The following is an 18,956-nucleotide window of genomic DNA, read 5'->3' as shown; positions in this document are numbered from 1 at the left end:
TAAAAAAATCCCATTTTTATTGACTTTAGTGCACTTTTGCCTCTTCAGAAAATGATATTCCATTCAGTAATTCTGAGGTGCTCATTTTCTTCTTTCCTGGAAATTGTAATTGTAAAATTTGAATAAATCCATCTTTAACTGCAATTTTCATTTCTTTTTTAGTGCAAATTATGCTTCCGATAGCGTACTGGTGTTCCTCGTTAATAAGATTAGCTTCGTATATTTTTACGTTCCACTCTTCGTTTTTATCTGCAAAAAAGCACCAAGAACTAGGATATGGACTTAAACCTCTAATTAGATTATTAATTTCTAATGCAGATTTTGTCCAATCAATTTTGCAGTTTTCCTTATTGAGTTTGTAGGCTGTTTTAATATCTGAGTCTTCTTTCTGAATGATAGTTGCTACATTTCCTTTTTCAATTAATTTTAAAGTGTCAATAACCGTATGACTTCCTAGTTCCATAAGTCTATCATGCAAATTACCTGCACTTTCTGATTCCTGAATCGCTAATTCGGAACTCAAAATCATTGCGCCAGTATCAATTTTATCATCTATAAAAAAAGTAGTTACTCCAGTTTTTGTTTCACCATTTATAATTGCCCAATTTATGGGTGCTGCACCGCGATAATTAGGAAGTAGTGAGGCGTGAAGGTTAAAAGTTCCTAGTGAAGGCATTTCCCAAACTACCTTTGGTAACATTCTAAAGGCGACTACAATTTGTAAATTGGCTTGTAGCGCTTTTAATTCGGATAAAAAACCCTCGTCTTTTAAGTTTGTAGGTTGTAATAAAGGGAGATTATTGGCTAAGGCGTAATCTTTTACTGCTGAATATTTTATTTTTTGTCCACGGCCAGCAGGTTTGTCTGCAGCGGTAATAACCCCTACAACTTCATAGTTGTTTTTAAGTATAGTATCTATAATTCCTACTGCAAATTCTGGAGTACCCATAAATACAATTCGTAATTTTTCCATTATGATTTTAGTGTGTATTTGTTATTTGGCTTTACCAAAATTGTGTTATTTTCTAATAGATCTTGAAGTACAAATATAACTTCCTCTGGACTATTTTTAGTCTTATTTTGAATTTCTCTTGAATTTAAATCTTCCGATTGTAATAATTGAATTATTTCTTTACCAAGAGATGTAAAATCTTTTTTCTGAATTTTCTTAGTGATGCAATACGAGCAAATACCACAATTCACCATTGTTTTTTCTCCAAAATAATCTAAAATCAATTTGTTTTTACAAACTGTTTTCTCGTTAATATAATGAACTATGGCTTGAAGTTGCTCTTTTTTTAACTGATTTTGGTTTTCTAAGTGTTTCGAAACCCGACTGATAGTTCTCTCATCTTCTCGAACTTCATTAAACACTATAGTAGCATCATTATTTTTAGAATGAAATGCTATGATATCTTTTTCTTTCAATTTATGTAAAACAGCTAATACTTGAGATTCTTTATGATTCGATTTTTTTGCAATTAATTGTAAGTTAAAAGCCGTTTGCATTTCATAAATTCCAGGATAGGTTCGTAGAATAGCCAAAATAATTTCTTCATCATTTTGATTCAAACTCATGTATCGAATTACTTCTTTGGACGGAATAAGGAACTGTAAAGTTATTTTTTCTGAAAATTCCTGTGATAAAGTGATGATTCCTTGGCGGTCAAGAAATTGCAATGCGTTATAGGTTTTTAGTGTAGGAAATTCATATTTTAAACAAAAGTGATGCAAATTAAAAGTAAACTGCTCATTGATTCCTTCTCCATAAGCAATTTGAAAATAATTGTTAAGCTTGATGTAAACTGAATTTAAAAATTTTTTATCTGGAAGTACATTTATAAATTGACTTTCAGCTTGGATAATATCCGAGGAACTAGTTAGCAATACTGCAAAAGCTCTTTCTCCATTTCGGCCTGCACGTCCTGCTTCTTGGTAATAATTCTCCATATTTTCGGGTAATTGAATATGGATAACTGCTTTTACATTGGCTTTGTCAATCCCCATTCCAAAGGCGTTTGTTGCTACAATAACCTGAACTTCTTCATTCATCCATAATTGCATGTTCTTGTCTTTTTCTTTAGACGAAAGTCCACCGTGATAATAGGTAGCTTTAAATCCTAAAGATTGCAATTGTGAGGAGATGTCTAAACATGATTTTCTGTTTCGAACATAAATTATAGAAGGTTGTGGGTTTTTTTTAAGAATTTGTTCTATCCTAAAAAGTTTATCTTCCACTTCAAAAACCATGTAGGCGATATTCTCTCTTGCAAATGATTTTTCAAATAGTTTTGGCTCGTGTAATCCTAACGCATTGATAATGTCTTTTTTTACTCTTGGAGTTGCGGTTGCTGTAAGGGCTAAAAAAGGTGTTTTTGGAAAATGTTTTTTTAGTGCTGAAATTTTTAAGTAAGCGGGGCGAAAATCATGACCCCATTGTGAAACGCAATGCGCTTCATCAATAGTAATTAGATTTATAGGTAAAGATTTTATACGTTCTAAAATCCAATCTGATTGTAATCTTTCTGGAGATAAATACAAGAATTTATAATTACCAAACTGGCAATTGTCTAGTAAATCGATTAATTCTTCGGAACGTATGCCACCAGTTAATGCAATTGCTTTTATATTGCGCTTTTGCAAATTTGCAACCTGATCTTTCATCAGCGCAACTAATGGCGAAATGACTAAGCATATTCCATCATTCATTAAAGCCGGAATCTGAAAACAAATAGATTTTCCGCCTCCAGTTGGCATTAAAGCAAAAGTATCATTACCGTCTAAAACAGCTGTGATAATTTCTTTTTGAAGCGATCTAAATTTGTCGTGTTTCCAATACTTTTGGAGTAAGGCTAGTGCTTCGGGCATATAGTACAGATTTCAGTTCCTTTAAAAACACCTTAAAACATAAATAACTAAGAAAGTTAGATTATTTAGAAATTTCATCTAATATAAAAATAATTCTGTTATCCATGGTGTCTTTTGGAACTTCTATTAATTCATAACCGTAATTTTTATAGGTTTCTATAAGATGGGTATTGATCAATTTTGCCTGTTCAAAGTTTTCATAACGCGCTTCGTCACTGATGTAAATTTCTTCCCATGGTGGAAGAATAAAAATTTTAGAGTAAGTATGTTCTCGGCACGCAGTATCAAAGCTAGCTGGATAACTATCTCCAATATAGTGCATGTAGGCAAGCACATCAGGAATTCCTCTGTCTATAAACACCACATCATGTGATTCATTGTAGGCATTTACGAATTGTTTTTTTCTTCCCTCCAGCAATAACTCGCTGAATAATAAAGGTTTTTCTAAAAACAACTGTTCAATTCCTTGTTTTTTTGCTTCCAAAGTAACTTCCCGAGAAATTTCGGGATAGCAACAATATCCTTTCGCGACTAATCCGTCGATAATAGTAGATTTACCTGTTCCAGGACCGCCAATAATAACTATGATTTTTGTTTGCACTTTTAAAAAATAAGGCGCAAATTTACTTAAACTAATTGGAATTTGAAAAAATCATTTGTTTTAAATGGGATTAGTTAAAAAATTATATTTCAAAATTCATAATATAGGTTTGAAACAGTATCTTTGCTAATATTTTAAAAACACTATGGATAACAAGACTAAAGAGTTCTATGATAGGTTAAAAGTAGAGTTGGATTTGAGTAATACTTGGCCAGCAATCTATTTATTCAAATTTATTGTACCTACAGAAAATGATAATATAGCGCGTGTAGAAGCTGCTTTTGATTGCATGGGCGCAGTTATCAATACCAAAAAATCTAAAACTGGAAAATTCACTAGTATTTCTGTTGATGTTACTATGAAAGATTCTCAAGAGATAGTAGATAAATATCTAGAAGTTTCAACTATTGAAGGTATCATTTCCCTTTAAATAATTAAGATGATTTAATTGGCATAACCGATTTTAATTCATAAATCGTTTCAAAAGTCAGTTGAATAAAAAACATAAATTCCAATATGAATTCAAAGTACATTAAAGAAAATGCAAATGATATTGTTCATCATTTGGAATACAATGCAGAGCGATCGCATTTAATTATTCCAGAATACGGTAGACATTTGCAAAAATTGATTGATCAAGCAACTCAAATAAAAGATGATGTAGAGCGCAACAAAGCGGCCAAATACATTATACAAGTTATGGGAAGTTTGAATCCTCATTTGCGTGATGTTCTTGATTTTCAGCATAAATTATGGGATCAGCTTTTTATAATGTCTGATTTTAAATTGGTAGCAGATTCTCCTTATCCAATTCCATCTCGTGAAGTTTTACAACTAAAACCAGATGTTTTAAACTACCCACAAAATTTCCCAAAATACAGGTATTATGGTAATAACATAAAATACATGATTGATGTGGCAAATAAATGGGAAGATGGAGATATGAAAAGTGCTTTGGTCAAAGTGATTGCCAATCACATGAAGAAATCTTATTTAAGTTGGAACAAAGACACCGTTAAAGACGATGTGATTTTTGAACATTTATACGAGCTCTCTGATGGGAAATTGAATTTGCTTCAAAGTAGTGAGGAGTTATTAAATACCACAGATTTATTGAGAACTAATAAACGAGTTTCTAATAAAATTTTACCGGTAGGTCAGCCTAAAATTCTAAGTAATAAGAATTCAAAAACGGGTAAACCTAATCCAACGCATAAAAATCAAAATAGAAAACCTTTGTAACACAGTTTAGGCAAAAATCACTCTTAATTTAAGTAGTAATATAATGCCTTAAACAATAAACTCATAACCTTAAAAAAATGGGAATTTTTAAAATAGAAGGCGGTATTAGTCTAAAAGGTGAAATTACACCACAAGGAGCAAAAAATGAAGCTTTGCAAATATTGTGTGCTGTTCTTTTGACACCTGAGAAAGTAATTATTAATAATATTCCTGATATTATCGATATTAATAAACTAATCACTCTTTTGGGTAATTTAGGAGTTAAAATCCAAAAAAATGGTTCAGGTTCTTATATTTTTCAAGCAGATGAAGTGAATATGAGTTACCTAGAAACAGAAGCATTTAAGAAAGAAGGCGGCTCGTTGAGAGGTTCAATTATGATTGTTGGGCCACTTTTAGCACGTTTCGGTAAAGGATATATTCCAAAACCTGGAGGAGATAAAATTGGTCGCAGAAGATTGGACACCCATTTTGAAGGATTTATTAATCTTGGTGCTAAATTTAGATACAACAGAGAAGATCATTTTTATGGTGTAGAAGCTCCAGAAGGATTAACAGGTGCGAGTATGTTACTCGATGAAGCATCGGTAACTGGAACTGCTAATATTGTTATGGCAGCCGTTCTGGCAAAAGGAATGACTACAGTATATAACGCTGCTTGTGAGCCTTATTTACAACAGTTGTGCAAAATGTTAAATTCTATGGGTGCTAAAATTACTGGCGTAGGATCTAACTTGTTGACAATTGAAGGAGTAGAGCGTTTGGGAGGTTGTGAACACCGAATTCTTCCTGATATGATTGAAATAGGAAGTTGGATTGGTCTAGCGGCTATGACAAAATCTGAAATTACTATCAAAAATGTAAGCTGGGATAATCTAGGATTAATTCCGAATACATTTAGAAAATTAGGGATTACATTAGAACGCAGAGGAGATGATATTTACATTCCTGCTCACGTAAATGGGTATGAAGTAAAAACGGATATTGATGGTTCTATATTAACTATTTCAGATGCACCTTGGCCTGGATTTACGCCAGACTTATTGAGCATAGTTCTTGTAGTAGCAACTCAGGCAAAAGGAGATGTTTTAATTCATCAAAAAATGTTTGAAAGCAGATTGTTTTTCGTTGATAAATTAATTGATATGGGAGCTAAAATTATGTTGTGCGATCCGCATCGTGCTGTAGTTATGGGCCATGATTTTAAATCACAATTAAAAGCAACTACAATGTCATCTCCGGATATTCGCGCTGGGATTTCATTATTAATAGCGGCGCTTTCGGCAAAAGGAACGAGTACTATTCAAAATATTGAACAAATCGATAGAGGATATGAACTAATAGATGAACGATTGAGAGCTATTGGAGCTCAGATTATTCGTGCCTAAATAACATTAATTATATAAAATTTCGTTTAAGTAAACCTATAGAATTTGAATTTAAAATCGAATTCGGTTTACTTAAACGATTTTAGTTTTAATACCTCATATAATACAAGCATGTCAAGCGAACAAACTGCAATAAAGGCTACCTATTTTAGTATCATTGGGAACACTTGTATGGCCATTATTAAAGGTTTAGCTGGTTTTTTTGGAAATTCTTATGCCTTGATTGCAGATGCAATTGAATCAACTACTGATATTTTTGCTTCTTTCTTAGTATTGTTTGGAATTAAATATTCTAGTAGACCAGCAGATAAAAATCATCCGTATGGACACGGAAGGGCAGAGCCACTAATAACTTTTTTGGTTGTAGGTTTTTTAATCACTTCGGCTACAATTATTGCTTACGAAAGCATTATAAACATTCAGACGCCACATGAGTTGCCGAAACCTTGGACGTTAATCGTTCTTGGAGGCATTATTATTTGGAAAGAATATTCTTTTAGAGTAGTCATGAATAGAAGCGTGCAAACCAATAGTTCGTCTCTTAGAGCTGACGCTTGGCATCATCGTAGTGATGCCATAACTTCTGTGGCAGCTTTTCTAGGAATTTCAATTGCTTTATTTTTAGGCAAAGGATATGAAGCTGCTGATGATTGGGCAGCACTATTTGCATCAGGTTTTATTTTGTATAATAGTTATCAGATATTTAGACCTGCATTAGGCGAAATAATGGATGAGCATTTATATGATGATCTAATTATTCAAATTAGAGCTGTCTCCTTAGAAGTTGAAGGAATTATTGATACTGAAAAGTGTTTTATCAGAAAAGCCGGAATGCAATATCATGTTGATTTGCATGCAACCGTAGATTCTACAATTACGGTTAAAGAAGGGCATTTCCTTGCTCATAAATTAAAAGACACATTACGAGAAAGAATACCAGAATTAGGCCATGTGCTAATACATGTAGAACCTAATGATTAAAGCAAAATTCTACCTAGATTTTGAAAAAACATCCAATTTTATTTTAATAATTTATTGTATTTTATAAGTAATAATTTATAAAAAAGATTGAATTGCTAATTGGTAACTTTTTAAACCAAAGCCTAGAATAACACCTTTGGCATTTCCAGAAATGTAAGATTGATGTCTGAAGCTTTCGCGAGAAAAAGTATTAGAAATGTGAACTTCTATAACTGGAGTTGTAATTGATTTTACAGCGTCACCTATTCCAATAGAAGTATGAGTATAGGCTCCAGCATTCAGTATAATACCATCAAATGAAAATCCGTACTCTTGAATTTTATCGATCAATTCGCCCTCAATATTACTCTGAAAATAAGAGAAGTCAATAGTTGGAAATTGTATTTGAAGCATTGTAAAATATTCTTCAAAAGTTTGGTTTCCGTAAACGGCTGGCTCGCGTTTTCCTAACAAGTTTAAATTGGGTCCGTTGATAATGCATATTTTCATAGAAAGTGTTTCTTGTAAAAGTAAAAAAAAATATCTCCATTACTAAAAAAAAAATATTTTTTGAAACATTGATTTCTTAATAAATTAAGTAGCATTCTTAGAATGTTAAATAAAATTAAGACCTAAATTGTAATCTCTCTTAATTGTTCCTGCTTTAATTATGAATAATGTCTAATCTTTTTTTCTTAGGAGGATATTAATTGTTTATATAAAAAAAATCCCGTTCTGAATTTTCAGAACGGGATTTAATATAATGATTGTTAGGACTAGAATTGGTATCCAAGTCTAACTCCACCAAAAACATCAGTAGCTAACGTGTTCCCTTTACTACCTGGAGTAGTTGTAGTGTTTGTAACGTTACCAACTTTTGTTGAATTTTTAGCATCTTTTAAATTTTCAGTCATAAAGCTTAATCCAGCTTCAACTCCTAAGTATACTTTTTTAACGATGTAGTAATCTGCACCAGTAAAAACGGCAACTCCAAATCCTGATCTTTTTTGTTCCAATTTGTTGTAGTTCCCATTGTCAAAAATAGCATCTGTAGTGTTTTTTCCAAAACCTAACATTAAATCAGCTCCACCATAAGTAGACAATCTGTTTGTTCCAGCAAAATGCTTTTCAACACCTAATTTTACTGTGTTTGCTGCCGTTTTTGTAGTAGTTGTAAGTGTATTAGCAATAGCTTCAGTTTTTTTGTTATCTAAACCTAAACCAACTCTAAAAGCTAAATCATCTTTTAAGAAATATCTGAATTTCACACCACCACCATTTAAATCAAAATTAGCTGCGTTTAATCCACCAGTTAAAAGTACTTCAGTTGTAAGTGTACCAGTTGTTGGTTTGTAAGAAGCATCTTCTTGTGCGTTAGCTGCTTGAAAAGCGAAAAATCCTACTGCGATTAAAAAAATCTTTTTCATCTTAATTATTAATTTTTGTTATTTGATATCTTTTGCTCTGTGCAAAATTTTTGCAAAGGTAGATATAAAGATCTTATTTTTATTACTTTTTAATGTTAAATCTTCAATTTTTTGAAAGTAAAATACTATAGTATTTTTAAATCATTGATTCATAACACATAAGGTTACTGGTATTGATTTCTTTTTTAATCTAATTTTATGTTTTTTTTTATTTACACGATTAATCTTTCAAAAAGTAATTCAAATAATTTTTAAATTCATAAATAGTTACATCCTTTAATGTAATTTGAATCTTTTTTTTATATCTGAAATCCATTTAATTATCATTATTAAAGAATTAGTTGTTTTCTGAAAGATATTAAAAACTTGCTTGAAATTATTTTCTAAAAGTTATTCCTTATTTTTATCAAATTCATTTCATTAAAAATTAATCTTTAATAAAGAGCATTATTAATACAATTAGAGGATTATTACTGTTATCGATAAAAAAAAAGCCGTTACAAATTATCTAACGGTTTTATCTATATTTAAATATATTTTATTAGAATTTAAAACCTGCTGAAACTTGAAGTACTGAGTTCTTAACTTGAGCCTCTTTCGAAGCATCTGTAAGTCCTAATACATAACGTCCTTGCAGAAAAAAGTTTTCAGTAATGTTTAAACTTAATCCACCAGCTAAGCCAAAGTCAAAAGTTTCTGCATTTTTTGCATCAAATTTATTTTTTTCACTTACTAAAAATGAAGCTTGTGGACCAAGATCTAAACTAATGGCTTTATTTAAGCTTATTTTAGCCATTACTGGTATAGACAAATAACCTAATTCATTTTTAAAATCTTCAATGGCATTTTTGTAGGTAGCGCCTTCAGTGGAATATAATAATTCTGGCTGTATTGCAAAACCATCTGTTAGTTTTAATTCTACTAGCAAACCTACATGATAAGTAGTTATAGCGTCTGTTTTGTAATTTTTGCTATTTACTGTAATATCACTTCCGGTTTGATTGGCGTAATTCAAGCCTGCTTTAAAACCAAATTTGACTGCTTGTGCATGTAAAGCTGTAAAACTGAATGTTAATACAGCTGCTAAGATGATTATTTTTTTCATAATTTGTTTTTTAATTTATTAAAATTTCGATTCGAGATTAAAACTCTATAAACTTAAAATTATTATGTTTTTTCTATTTCTAAAATCACTATTTTAATGTTGTTTTATCTCTTTTTTATCATAATTTGTTTCAATAGAAAGAATTAGTTTTTTCTTTCTAGGTTTAATAACGATAAAATATAATTATTTTTTAACAGAGTTAATTGAAAAATTAACAAGATTAATTATATATTTGGCCTATTAAATTTAAAAAAAATAAAATGAAAAAAATTATTTTAGCTGCTGTAGCAGTTATGGCATTTGGTTTTGCAAATGCACAAGAAGGTCAGTTTAAGATTGGTGCTCATGTTGGTTTGCCAATGGGGGATATCAAAGATGCGTATTCTTTAAACGTAGGTGCAGATGTTGCTTATTTATGGAATGTAGCAGATGGTTTTAAAGTTGGAGCTACTACTGGTTATAGTGCTTATTTGGGTAAAACAACAACAGTTGATTTGGGCCCATTTGGTTCAATAGAAACAAAAACACCAACTGCTAGTTTTGTACCTGTAGCAGCAACAGCTCAATTTTCTGTAGCTGACAACCTATTTTTAGGTGCAGATTTAGGGTATGCTGTTAATGTTGGTAAAGGTGATGGTAATGGTGGTGTATACTACCAACCAAAATTTGGTTTCCAAACTGAAAAAGTAGAAGTTTATTTAGGATATAAAGGAATTTCTGTTGATGGTGGATCATTTTCTTCACTTAATGTAGGAATGAATTTTAAATTCTAATTTTCCTAGAAATTATTTTAAAAACCTCTCAACTGAGAGGTTTTTTTATGCCTTAAAAAAAGTGTTTCTTTGTATTTATGGATTGGAAAAAGTACATAAAGAAATATCAGTCGTATTTAAGAATCGAAAGAGGTTTGTCTAAAAATACACTTGAAAATTATTCCTATGATATAGAGCGACTTTGTCTTTTTCTAAATCAGAACGAAATCGAAATTTCACCAATTGCAATTAAGGAAGAAACCTTGCAACAATTTATTTATAGTGTTTCAAAAGAAGTTAATCCACGTTCGCAAGCCAGAATAATTTCAGGTCTTAAGAGTTTTTTTGATTACTTAATATTTGAAGATTTGCGAGTTGATAACCCTTTAGAGCTTATAGATTCTCCTAAAACGGGTCGTAAACTTCCAGATACATTAACCGTAGAGGAAATAGATACGCTTATTGAGGCTATTAATCTGAATTCTAATGAAGGAGAGCGCAACCGTGCTATGCTAGAAACTCTTTATGGTTGTGGACTTCGTGTTTCTGAACTTATAACATTAAAAAATTCAGATTTATTTTTTGAAGAAGGTTTTATCAAAATAACGGGTAAAGGAAATAAACAACGGTTCGTTCCAATAAGTGAAATTACACAAAATTACATTCAGATGTATAGAGAAACGAGTAGAAATCATGTTACTATACAAAAAGGATTTGAGGATACTTTATTTTTAAATCGCAGAGGAAGACAGTTAACGCGTGCTATGATATTTACTATTATTAAAAACTTAGCTGTAGTAGTGAATTTAAATAAAACAATAAGTCCTCATACATTCCGTCATTCTTTTGCTACACATCTTTTAGAAAATGGTGCCGACTTGCGGTCTATTCAATTAATGTTAGGGCATGAGTCTATTACAACTACAGAGATTTATGTGCATCTGGATCGTAGGTTTTTAAAAGAAGTGATGAATACCTATCATCCTAGAAAATAAAAATTCCAAAAACCATTTGACTGGGATTTGGAATTTTTAAGTTTCAATAAATGAAATTATAATTTATTTAGCAATATTCACAGCTCTTGTTTCACGAATTACTGTTACTTTAACCTGCCCTGGATACGTCATTTCTGTTTGTATCTTTTGTGATATATCAAAAGATAAGGTAGCCGCATTATCATCTGAAACTTTTTCGCTTTCTACAATAACACGTAGTTCTCTACCAGCTTGAATAGCATAAGCATTTTTAACGCCGCTAAAACCGTAAGCAACTTCTTCTAAGTCTTTTAAACGTTGAATATAAGAGTCTAAAACTTGTCTTCTTGCACCTGGTCTTGCACCAGAAATCGCATCACATACTTGTACTATTGGTGATAGTAAAGATTTCATTTCGATTTCATCGTGATGCGCTCCAATAGCGTTGCAAACTTCTTCTTTTTCACCATATTTCTCAGCCCATTGCATTCCTAATAAAGCGTGAGGTAAATCACTTTCTGCATCCGGCACTTTACCAATATCGTGCAATAAACCAGCTCTTTTAGCCAGTTTAACGTTTAAACCAAGTTCGGCTGCCATAATTCCACAAAGTTTAGATACTTCGCGAGAGTGTTGTAATAAATTTTGTCCGTAAGATGAACGATATTTCATACGGCCCACCACTTTTATTAATTCGGGATGTAAACCGTGAATTCCTAAATCGATCACAGTACGTTTTCCTACTTCAATAATTTCATCGTCAATTTGTTTAGCCGTTTTAGCAACTACTTCTTCAATTCGCGCTGGGTGAATACGACCATCTGTTACTAATTTGTGTAATGCTAAACGGGCAATTTCTCTACGTACAGGGTCAAAACAAGAAAGGATAATGGCTTCTGGCGTGTCATCAACAATGATTTCTACTCCAGTTGCGGCTTCTAATGCACGAATGTTTCTACCTTCACGGCCAATAATTCGTCCTTTAACATCATCAGATTCGATGTTAAATACAGAAACGCAATTTTCTACCGCTTCTTCTGTACCAACGCGTTGTATGGTATTAATGATGATTTTTTTAGCTTCTTGTTGTGCTGTAAGTTTAGCCTCTTCAATAGTGTCCTGAATATGAGACATTGCAGAGCTTTTTGCTTCCGCTTTTAATCCATCTACTAATTGATTTTTGGCTTCTTCTGCAGACAAACCAGAAATTACTTCAAGTTGTTGCAATTGGCTTTTGTGTAAACGATCTACTTCAGCTTGTTTTTTATCTAAATTTTCAATTTTTGCAGTAAACTCAGCAGTTTTAGATTCAAAATCGTCATTTACTTTCTTTGCTTTTGATAATTCATTAGAAATTTGGGATTCCTTATCACGTACTCTTTTTTCTATTTCAGCTACTTTTTTATCGCGGGATAAAATTACTTGTTCGTGTTCAGACTTTAACTCGATAAATTTTTCTTTGGCTTGAAGTATTTTATCTTTCTTTATGTTTTCTGCTTCAAGGTTTGCGTCTCTTAGGATAGATGCTGCTTCTTTTTTAGAATTTTTAATTAAGTTAGAGATATTGCTTTTTTCTATTAATTTGGCGATTGCAAAACCCGCTACAATACCTATAATTCCTGCAATAATAATCGTTAATATGTTGTCCATGTTTGTTAAAATTTATATATAAAAAAAGCCTACATTAATTGCTTGAATAAACTCGAAAAGACAAGTTTTGAGCTAACTCACTGTTCAAGTTTCCTCGCCGAAGCGTGGCATGCTTTAGTAGTGATGATTTGCTCATTCTAAATTGTTAGTGTTGAGTTTACCAAATGTGAACTAATGTAGGCAGTATCTTAGTTTTTGTAAAGAACGTTTATTTGTCGAGATATTGATCTAAAACAGCATTGATTTTTTTAATTCTTTCAATGGTTGCTTCTCCATCAATGGCGTTATCAATTTGTTTTTGTTCTGTTTGTGAAGCAAATTGTAGGGCACACATTGCCAAAACATCTTGTTTATCACGAACAGCGTAATTTTCTTCAAATTGCTTTATCATCTTATCAATTTTTTTCGAAGCACTTCGAAGTCCTTCTTCTTGAGAGGGATCTACCGTTAACGGATAAACCCTGTCGGCTATTGATATTTTAATTTTAAGCTTTTCGTCCATATCTTTTATTAATCTGATAGCTGTGCTATACAGTAATCAATTTCGCGAATTAATGAATTTATTTTAAGCTTTGTATCTCTTTTATTATCGTCACTGCCTAATAATGAATTGGCTATCTTAAGTGTTTCATACTGCTTTTTCAAAGCTTCAATCTCTTCTAATTGAATTTGTATTTGGGATGCATTTTTTATTAATTCCTTTTCTAATTCTTGATTGTTTTGTTCCAAATTTTTCATTTTAATGAAAAGTTTTTCGACTTTATTTTCAAGAGTATCAATAATTTCTGCAATTACACTCATTATATATCTTAATTCATTACATAATCATACAAAGTTAGTATTCCTTTTTAAATTTACAATATTTTATTATTTTTTTTGCATAAAATTAGTTAAACATCAGTATTACAAATAGTTGTATTCTTTTTTTTTTAGTGGGGTTTTGAATACTTTTTTTATCTTAGCAAAAATGTAAAACAATGAAATTTTCTGTATTAATTTTATTTTTTGGTGTCTCTGTTTTTGCACAAGTAGAGTATCCTAAAGACTATTTTAGAGCGCCTTTAGATATTCTGATACAATTGTCAGGAAACTTCGGTGAATTACGTCCCAATCATTTTCATGCTGGTTTTGATTTAAAAACACAGCAAAAGGAAGGTTTGAATGTATATGCAGTAGCTGATGGTTATATTTCTAGAATTAAGATATCTACTTTTGGAAACGGAAAAGCAATTTATATTAATCATCCCAATGGCTATACCTCTGTTTATGGTCATTTAAAATTAGCGAATGATGAAATAGAAAAATTCATTGAGGCTACACATTATAAAGAAGAAAATTTTGAAATTGAAATGTTTTTAAAGCCTGGTGAACTGCCCGTTAAAAAAGGCCAAATCATTGCTTTCTCTGGTAATACTGGATCTTCAGAAGGACCTCATTTGCATTTTGAATTTCGAGATACAAAAACCGAATTTGTTATTAACCCAATGTTTTTTGGTTTTGATCAATTGACTAAGGATACTAAAAAACCAATAATTTCTAGTGTTTATGTATATCCTTTAGATTTTAAAACAGCTGTGAATCGGGCTAAAAGGCCTTTGCTGCTAAACTTAACTCTTCAAAATGATGGCACTTATTTATCTGAGAAAGTGGTATCCAATGGCGCAATAGGTTTTGGAATTACTACTTATGATACCGATGACGTTTCGTTCAACAATAACGGTGTTTATAAGGTGCAATCTTTTTATAATGGAAAACCTAATTTTGGATATGAATTTAACACCTATTCATTTGATGAAATGCGATATATTAACGCATTGATTGATTATCCAAGATATAAGAAAATGCAACAAAGGGTTCAGAAACTTTTTATGAAAAACCCCTATAATTTAAGTATTATCAAAACGGATGAGAATAAAGGAATTTTACAAGTTTCTCCAAATTTAAACTCCTCGTATCGTATAGAAGTATCCGATTTTTACGGTAATAAAAGAAGTGTTACTATTCCGGTACAATATGATTTATTATCGACTATTATAGACGCAGAACCGTCACAATCTAATTATTACATAAAGGCGAATAAAGATATGAATTTTGCTCTAGGTGGGATGTCCGTGTTTTTTCCTGCTGGAACTTTTTATGATGATTTTGAATTTAATTTTGGGGTAAAAAATGACACTTTAATTTTACACGACGATACTGTTCCCGCTCATACTAATTTTACGGTTAGTATTGAAGACACTAAATCTACATCAGTTCAAAAAGAAAAAATGTTTATTGGTAGAATAGATGGTAATAAAATCAGTTATAATTCGACTTATAAAAAAGACAATGTTTTTAGTGCAAAAGTTAAAACATTAGGTAAATATAAATTGGCAATTGATACTATTGCACCAAAAATTAGTATAGCAACTCCAATTGAAGGGAAATGGATAAGTGCTCAAAAAACACTGCAGTTATCTATATATGATGAATTGTCTGGTATAAAATCCTATAACGGTTATTTGAACGGAAAGTGGATTTTGATGGAATATGATAATAAAACTAGAAAATTAACTCACTTTTTTGCTGATGGAATCGTTGCCGAAGGTGCAAATGATTTAAAAGTTGTTGTAATAGATAATGTAGGAAATTCGACTACCTTTGAAACGCATTTTTTTAGAAATCAAAAAAAATAATCACTTTTGAGTACAAAACAATTCTTTACTATTTTTTTATTCTCACTAAGTCTGATGATTTTTGGTCAGACAGCTAGGATTAAAGGGATTGTTTTGGACAAAAATAATCATCCAGTAGAGAATGTTAATATTTCTTGTCTTTCAATAAATACAAAATCGAATTATGATGGATTTTATGAGCTAAAAGTTCCTGCCAATCAAAAAGTTACAGTTGTTTTTTCTCATGTGTCTCTAAAAAAAGTTACAGTTTATCTTACTTTAGCTACCAACGAAACTAAAGAGTTTAATCCTGTAATGAGTGATCAAGAGGAACAAATGAGTGAAGTTTTGGTTGACGGTAGTTCTAAAAAGTTATTTCAAAATGGGATTTATATTGAGCCAGAAATGCTTAAAAGAATTCCAGGAGCTAACCCAGGAGTCGAAAATATTTTGAAAACTTTACCAGGTGTCAATTCTAATAATGAATTAAGTACTCAATATACAGTTCGTGGAGGAAACTATGATGAAAATTTAGTTTATGTAAATGAAATTGAAGTCTATCGCCCTTTTCTTATTCGATCTGGTCAACAAGAAGGTCTTAGTTTTACCAATACTGATTTAGTACAAAATGTAGATTTTTCTGCGGGTGGTTTTCAAGCTAAATTTGGAGATAAATTATCCTCAGTTTTAGATATTACATATAGAAAACCTATAAAATTCAGCTCTGGTATTGAAGCGAGTTTCCTTGGCGGAAGCGTATTTGTAGATGGCGTTTCTCAAAATAAAAAATGGTCTGTTATTACGGGGGTTAGGTATCGCAATAATAGTCTATTAGTCAAAAGTCAAGAAACACAAACCAATTTTAAACCCTCTTTTGCGGATCTTCAAACGAATATTAATTATGTAGCATCTGCAAAATGGCAATTTAGTTTTTTAGGAAACATTTCTCAAAATAAGTATCAATATCAACCCTTGACGCGACAAACTAATTTTGGAACAATTGATAAACCAATGGTTTTGACTGTATTTTATGAAGGTCAAGAAAAGGACAAGTACGATACTTATTTTGGAGCTTTTAAGACCACATACAACGCCAATGATCACTTTACTTTGAAATTTATAGGTTCTATATTTCATACAATTGAACAGGAATATTTTGATGTTTTGTCACAATACAAACTTGGTGAAGTTGATTCGAGTTTGGTTTCCGGAAGTTTTGGGAAAGTGGGTTATACAAGAGGGATTGGTTCGCAGCTCAATCATGCCAGAAATGATCTGGATGCATTAATTGTAAATACAGAAATTAAGGGTTTTCAGGATTGGAAAAATAGTCAATTAGAATGGGGAATTAAATATACTAGAGAGTCCATAAGAGATCGTATCATAGAGTGGGAGGTAATCGATTCAGCAGGTTTTTCTATAAATCCTCCAATGATTAATTTGCCTAAAAATGATCAACCTTATTCTTCCTACACCGGACCACTTATTCCGTATCAAAATGTAAGAGCTACTAATTTTAACTCTATTAATAGATTTTCTGGTTATTTTCAATGGAGTTTAAAAGGAATGATTGGTTCGAGTGAAGTTTTTTATAATGCTGGCGTTCGGGCGCAGAGTTGGAATGTTTTAGGAGATTACGAAATAGGGAAATTTCAAACTACTTTTAGTCCAAGAGCACAAATTGCTATAAAACCGAATTGGCAAAAAGATATGGTATTTAGATTATCTGGAGGATTGTATCACCAACCTCCGTTTTACAGAGAATTAAGAAATGCCCAAGCCGTAGTTCAAACCAATACAAAAGCACAACAATCCGTACATATTGTGTTAGCGAATGACTACAGTTTCAAGATGTGGAGCCGTCCTTTTAAACTAGTTTCCGAGTTGTATTATAAATCATTAACCAATGTCAATACCTACACAATAGACAATGTTCGAATTCGATATGCCGCAAATAATGATGCTATAGCTTATGTACAGGGTTTAGATCTAAGGTTAAATGGCGAGTTTGTCCCAGGTACGGAATCTTGGATTAGTTTTGGTTATTTAAAAACCCAGGAAAATAGTCAAGAAAAAGGATATATTGCCAGACCTACGGATCAAAGATTAAAATTCGGATTGTTATTTCAAGATTATATGCCAACAATTCCAAGTTTAAAATTATACTTAAATTTAGTTTATAATACAGGATTACCAGGAGGATCACCTTCATACACGGATGCTTATTTATATCAAAATAGATTGAATGACTATCGTAGAGTAGATGTAGGTTTTTCTAAAGTTTTGATTGATTCTAACACTGAAAAAAGAAAAACACTTTGGCTGAATAATTTTAAAGAATTGACTTTAGGTTTAGAGATTTTTAATCTTTTTAACAATCAAAATGCGATTACAAATACTTGGGTAAGGGATGTGTATTCTAAAAATCAATATGCCATTCCAAATTATATGACTACCCGTGTCTTTAATTTAAAATTGACTGCAAAGTTATAATAAAAAGAAAAAGAACGTAAGTTAGCAAGCCGTACAGCTATTTATTAAGTTAAATCAAGTTTTAATGCACGTACCATTTTTTAAAAATGATTACATTTGAATATTAATAGTATTACAATATGAAAAAAATACAATTTACATTTATAGGAATAGCAGTTTTACTTTTAGCAAGTTGTAAGGAAGAGGTAGAAAAGCCTAAAGTAACTTACGATCAAACCGCTAAAGCAAAAGATCCAGTTCGAACAGATTCATCTCAAATTCAAATTGCTGATTTGCCAATACAAATGGATGGAACAGATTACTTATTGCATCCAGTTGCTGATTTAAGCATTCGTGAAAAAGGAATTAAAGCACGCTATGGTTCGTCAAATGTAAATGACTTGAGTTTTACGATTTCTAATTATGGAGAATTTGAAATTACGGGTTATTTACAAAACATTAAATTCCAAAAAATTGATTCTGATTCTATTAGGAAGTTAACTGACAAACCAGTTTTAATACAAACTGCAACTTATTTAAAGTCTGTAGCTGATAAAACTAACAATCATGTCATGGTATATACTATGGTAGATATGGATACTAACAAAGATGGCAAATTAGATACCAGTGATATAAAAGCATTGTATTTGAGTGATATTAGCGGAGAACGATTTACTAAAATATCTACTGATTTTCAGGAATTAATCGATTGGAAATTAATAACCTCTAAAAATCGATTGTATTATAGAACAGTTGAAGACACTAATAAAAATGGTGAATTTGATAAAAATGATGCTGTAAATTACTACTACATTGATCTATCCAATAAAGAATGGAAGATAGTAAGCTACGAACCGGTTTAG

General features: G+C 31.4%; 18 protein-coding genes. 9 read left to right on the top strand and 9 right to left on the bottom strand.

From position 1 onward, the window contains the following. Positions 1–25: 25 nt before the first annotated feature. The 3 genes from fmt to MW871_RS04985 all read right to left on the bottom strand — a co-directional run bounded on the left by fmt (position 26) and on the right by MW871_RS04985 (position 3,469). Positions 26–973, bottom strand: coding sequence for a methionyl-tRNA formyltransferase (fmt, locus tag MW871_RS04995; protein WP_248427772.1), 948 nt, complete (start codon positions 971–973; stop codon positions 26–28). Then, entirely contained in the window at positions 973–2,868 is a 1,896-nt protein-coding gene (locus MW871_RS04990) for a RecQ family ATP-dependent DNA helicase (RefSeq protein ID WP_248427770.1), read from the bottom strand. The genes fmt and MW871_RS04990 overlap by 1 nt, the downstream gene beginning before the upstream one ends. 61 nt (positions 2,869–2,929) lie before the next feature. Continuing rightward, positions 2,930–3,469: an AAA family ATPase gene (locus MW871_RS04985; protein ID WP_188051117.1), complete on the bottom strand. Its 540-nt coding sequence runs from the start codon at positions 3,467–3,469 to the stop codon at positions 2,930–2,932. Positions 3,470–3,614: 145 nt separating this feature from the next. Between MW871_RS04985 and MW871_RS04980 the strand changes: the two genes are divergently transcribed. The 4 genes from MW871_RS04980 (at position 3,615) to MW871_RS04965 (ending at position 7,080) form a co-directional block, all read left to right on the top strand. Continuing rightward, positions 3,615–3,899 (top strand): DUF493 family protein, encoded by a 285-nt coding sequence (locus tag MW871_RS04980; protein WP_188051118.1) that lies wholly within the window; start codon positions 3,615–3,617, stop codon positions 3,897–3,899. Positions 3,900–3,985: 86 nt separating this feature from the next. After that, positions 3,986–4,711, top strand: coding sequence for a DUF4290 domain-containing protein (locus tag MW871_RS04975; protein WP_188051119.1), 726 nt, complete (start codon positions 3,986–3,988; stop codon positions 4,709–4,711). A gap of 77 nt (positions 4,712–4,788) precedes the next feature. Further along, the gene (gene murA / locus MW871_RS04970; protein ID WP_210645733.1) at positions 4,789–6,099 is read left to right on the top strand and encodes a UDP-N-acetylglucosamine 1-carboxyvinyltransferase; all 1,311 of its coding nucleotides are present in this window, start codon (positions 4,789–4,791) and stop codon (positions 6,097–6,099) included. A 111-nt stretch (positions 6,100–6,210) separates the two neighbouring features. Beyond that, entirely contained in the window at positions 6,211–7,080 is an 870-nt protein-coding gene (locus MW871_RS04965; RefSeq protein WP_248427769.1) for a cation diffusion facilitator family transporter, read from the top strand. Positions 7,081–7,155: 75 nt separating this feature from the next. Here the strand turns inward: MW871_RS04965 and aroQ are convergent, their stop codons facing one another. The 3 genes from aroQ to MW871_RS04950 all read right to left on the bottom strand — a co-directional run bounded on the left by aroQ (position 7,156) and on the right by MW871_RS04950 (position 9,591). Further along, positions 7,156–7,569: a type II 3-dehydroquinate dehydratase gene (gene aroQ, locus MW871_RS04960; RefSeq protein ID WP_188051122.1), complete on the bottom strand. Its 414-nt coding sequence runs from the start codon at positions 7,567–7,569 to the stop codon at positions 7,156–7,158. 266 nt (positions 7,570–7,835) lie between these two features. Continuing rightward, a complete protein-coding gene (locus MW871_RS04955; protein ID WP_248427768.1) occupies positions 7,836–8,486 on the bottom strand; it encodes a hypothetical protein in 651 nt (216 codons plus the stop codon). Positions 8,487–9,027: 541 nt separating this feature from the next. Beyond that, a complete protein-coding gene (locus MW871_RS04950) occupies positions 9,028–9,591 on the bottom strand; it encodes a porin family protein (protein WP_188051124.1) in 564 nt (187 codons plus the stop codon). A 260-nt stretch (positions 9,592–9,851) separates the two neighbouring features. On the opposite strand from MW871_RS04950, the gene MW871_RS04945 reads away from it, so the two are divergent. Then, positions 9,852–10,364: a hypothetical protein gene (locus MW871_RS04945; RefSeq protein WP_188051125.1), complete on the top strand. Its 513-nt coding sequence runs from the start codon at positions 9,852–9,854 to the stop codon at positions 10,362–10,364. Positions 10,365–10,441: 77 nt separating this feature from the next. Further along, positions 10,442–11,338: a site-specific tyrosine recombinase XerD gene (xerD, locus tag MW871_RS04940; RefSeq protein ID WP_188051126.1), complete on the top strand. Its 897-nt coding sequence runs from the start codon at positions 10,442–10,444 to the stop codon at positions 11,336–11,338. A gap of 63 nt (positions 11,339–11,401) precedes the next feature. Here the strand turns inward: xerD and rny are convergent, their stop codons facing one another. From rny to MW871_RS04925, 3 genes are all read right to left on the bottom strand, one after another. Then, on the bottom strand, positions 11,402–12,967 hold the full coding sequence (gene rny, locus MW871_RS04935; RefSeq protein WP_188051127.1) for a ribonuclease Y: 1,566 nt from the start codon (positions 12,965–12,967) through the stop codon (positions 11,402–11,404). Between the two features lie 208 nt (positions 12,968–13,175). Next, a complete protein-coding gene (locus MW871_RS04930) occupies positions 13,176–13,469 on the bottom strand; it encodes a cell division protein ZapA (RefSeq protein ID WP_121926008.1) in 294 nt (97 codons plus the stop codon). An 8-nt stretch (positions 13,470–13,477) separates the two neighbouring features. Then, positions 13,478–13,768 (bottom strand): hypothetical protein, encoded by a 291-nt coding sequence (locus tag MW871_RS04925; RefSeq protein WP_188051128.1) that lies wholly within the window; start codon positions 13,766–13,768, stop codon positions 13,478–13,480. Between the two features lie 176 nt (positions 13,769–13,944). Between MW871_RS04925 and MW871_RS04920 the strand changes: the two genes are divergently transcribed. The 3 genes from MW871_RS04920 (at position 13,945) to MW871_RS04910 (ending at position 18,956) form a co-directional block, all read left to right on the top strand. Next, entirely contained in the window at positions 13,945–15,642 is a 1,698-nt protein-coding gene (locus tag MW871_RS04920) for a M23 family metallopeptidase (protein WP_248427767.1), read from the top strand. 54 nt (positions 15,643–15,696) lie between these two features. Then, positions 15,697–18,114, top strand: a complete 2,418-nt coding sequence (locus tag MW871_RS04915; protein ID WP_248428027.1) for a TonB-dependent receptor — start codon at positions 15,697–15,699, stop codon at positions 18,112–18,114. A 119-nt stretch (positions 18,115–18,233) separates the two neighbouring features. Continuing rightward, complete coding sequence (locus MW871_RS04910) at positions 18,234–18,956, top strand: hypothetical protein (protein WP_188051130.1); 723 nt, start codon at positions 18,234–18,236, stop codon at positions 18,954–18,956.

The organism is Flavobacterium pygoscelis, from assembly GCF_023162025.1.
In the GTDB taxonomy this organism is placed as follows: Bacteria; Bacteroidota; Bacteroidia; order Flavobacteriales; family Flavobacteriaceae; genus Flavobacterium; species Flavobacterium pygoscelis.
This window is presented reverse-complemented; position numbering and strand designations above follow the sequence as displayed.

What these genes read in the sequence shown, in the direction of transcription:
- fmt (WP_248427772.1), bottom strand. Translation starts at nt 973, where the DNA reads ATGGAAAAATTACGAATTGTATTTATGGGTACTCCAGAATTTGCAGTA.
- MW871_RS04990 (WP_248427770.1), bottom strand. Translation starts at nt 2,868, where the DNA reads ATGCCCGAAGCACTAGCCTTACTCCAAAAGTATTGGAAACACGACAAA.
- MW871_RS04980 (WP_188051118.1), top strand. Translation starts at nt 3,615, where the DNA reads ATGGATAACAAGACTAAAGAGTTCTATGATAGGTTAAAAGTAGAGTTG.
- MW871_RS04975 (WP_188051119.1), top strand. Translation starts at nt 3,986, where the DNA reads ATGAATTCAAAGTACATTAAAGAAAATGCAAATGATATTGTTCATCAT.
- murA (WP_210645733.1), top strand. Translation starts at nt 4,789, where the DNA reads ATGGGAATTTTTAAAATAGAAGGCGGTATTAGTCTAAAAGGTGAAATT.
- MW871_RS04965 (WP_248427769.1), top strand. Translation starts at nt 6,211, where the DNA reads ATGTCAAGCGAACAAACTGCAATAAAGGCTACCTATTTTAGTATCATT.
- aroQ (WP_188051122.1), bottom strand. Translation starts at nt 7,569, where the DNA reads ATGAAAATATGCATTATCAACGGACCCAATTTAAACTTGTTAGGAAAA.
- MW871_RS04955 (WP_248427768.1), bottom strand. Translation starts at nt 8,486, where the DNA reads ATGAAAAAGATTTTTTTAATCGCAGTAGGATTTTTCGCTTTTCAAGCA.
- MW871_RS04950 (WP_188051124.1), bottom strand. Translation starts at nt 9,591, where the DNA reads ATGAAAAAAATAATCATCTTAGCAGCTGTATTAACATTCAGTTTTACA.
- MW871_RS04945 (WP_188051125.1), top strand. Translation starts at nt 9,852, where the DNA reads ATGAAAAAAATTATTTTAGCTGCTGTAGCAGTTATGGCATTTGGTTTT.
- xerD (WP_188051126.1), top strand. Translation starts at nt 10,442, where the DNA reads ATGGATTGGAAAAAGTACATAAAGAAATATCAGTCGTATTTAAGAATC.
- rny (WP_188051127.1), bottom strand. Translation starts at nt 12,967, where the DNA reads ATGGACAACATATTAACGATTATTATTGCAGGAATTATAGGTATTGTA.
- MW871_RS04930 (WP_121926008.1), bottom strand. Translation starts at nt 13,469, where the DNA reads ATGGACGAAAAGCTTAAAATTAAAATATCAATAGCCGACAGGGTTTAT.
- MW871_RS04925 (WP_188051128.1), bottom strand. Translation starts at nt 13,768, where the DNA reads ATGAGTGTAATTGCAGAAATTATTGATACTCTTGAAAATAAAGTCGAA.
- MW871_RS04920 (WP_248427767.1), top strand. Translation starts at nt 13,945, where the DNA reads ATGAAATTTTCTGTATTAATTTTATTTTTTGGTGTCTCTGTTTTTGCA.
- MW871_RS04915 (WP_248428027.1), top strand. Translation starts at nt 15,697, where the DNA reads ATGATTTTTGGTCAGACAGCTAGGATTAAAGGGATTGTTTTGGACAAA.
- MW871_RS04910 (WP_188051130.1), top strand. Translation starts at nt 18,234, where the DNA reads ATGAAAAAAATACAATTTACATTTATAGGAATAGCAGTTTTACTTTTA.